A 1,206-nucleotide genomic window follows, 5' to 3' on the forward strand; every position below is an offset into this window, starting at 1 on the left:
TCGACTTGCATGTGTTAAGCCTGCCGCTAGCGTTCATCCTGAGCCAGGATCAAACTCTTCATCGTATTTTTTTAATATGTTTAGATAGTTTGCGCTAATTCTTGAAATCTTGCGATTTCCTTACTCTCTCTTATTTGCTGTCAATTCAATATGTCTATGAACGTGTCTTCTTGTCTTTCGCTTGTATCTCAAAGCGGTTGCAAAACTACAACTTCTTTTTTAACTGGCAAGGTTTTTGTTGGAAAATAATTTCCTTTAAAATCTTGTCAATAATGTGTCAGAGCGTTGTTTCCTTGCGGGTGGCAAAGATACAACTTTAATTATTTAAGAAACAAATTTAATTTTCGTAAATTTTTAAAAGAGTAAAACTCCTTTTATATGTTTCTTTTTTTTAACTCCGTTTCTCAAAGAACTTCTGCGGTAATGCGGGTGCAAAAGTAGCCCTTTTTTCTAGCTTTCCTAATCTTTTCTTCTTTTAATTTACAGTTTTTTCAAGCCCCTTTCTTAACAGACTAATACCCCTTACTTTAGCTTTAGTGCAGATACTTAAAAAAGCGGATACGCGGATGGGCAGATGGGCGAATTCGCTTTAAAGTGCTGTGGGTGCAAAATGGCTGTGCTTAGTTAACTATTCTTGAATGCGGATACGCGGATGGGCAGATGGGCAAATTCGCTTGGGAGCTTGTGAATGCGGATACGCGGATGGGCAGATGGCAAATAGGCAAACAAAACACACCTATATACAAAGAATGCGGATACGCGGATAGGCAGATGGGCGAATTCGCTTTAAAGTGCTGTGGGTTTAAAATTGCTGTAATTGGTTATTTATTCTTGAATGCGGATACGCGAATGGACGAATCCGCAATTAGGCAAACAAAACACACCTATATATAAACAGTGCGGATACGCGGATAGGCAGATGGGCGAATTCGCTTTGGAGCTTGTGAATGCAGATACGCGGATGGGCAGATACGTTTATACGCTTTGGAGCGTTGTGGTTATAAAATTGCTCCTTTTTGTAATTTATTCGCGAATGGACGAATGGACGAATCAGCGAATAGGCTCATAAAAACCATACCTATATAATGAAGGCGGATACGCGGATGGGCAGATGGGCGAATTCGCCATAAAATGCTGTGGGTTTAAAATTGAGGTATATAAATTAAAGGCACTCGCTAATAAGCGAATGGACGAATCAACGAATAG

Annotated in this window: 1 protein-coding gene and 1 rRNA gene; one reads left to right on the forward strand and one right to left on the reverse strand. The window is 39.6% G+C overall.

The genetic code is table 11. The annotated features are described in order from the left end of the window. A 16S ribosomal RNA gene (locus KO524_RS15130) occupies positions 1-65 on the reverse strand; the annotation flags it as partial. Positions 66-660: 595 nt separating this feature from the next. Between KO524_RS15130 and KO524_RS15135 the strand changes: the two genes are divergently transcribed. Further along, positions 661-894, forward strand: a complete 234-nt coding sequence (locus tag KO524_RS15135; protein WP_219295069.1) for a hypothetical protein — start codon at positions 661-663, stop codon at positions 892-894. The last annotated feature ends 312 nt before the right edge of the window (positions 895-1,206 follow it).

The organism is Flavobacterium sp. NKUCC04_CG (assembly GCF_019345525.1).
Classification (GTDB): domain Bacteria; phylum Bacteroidota; class Bacteroidia; order Flavobacteriales; family Flavobacteriaceae; genus Flavobacterium.

What these genes read in the sequence shown, in the direction of transcription:
- KO524_RS15135 (WP_219295069.1), top strand. Translation starts at nt 661, where the DNA reads ATGGGCAAATTCGCTTGGGAGCTTGTGAATGCGGATACGCGGATGGGC.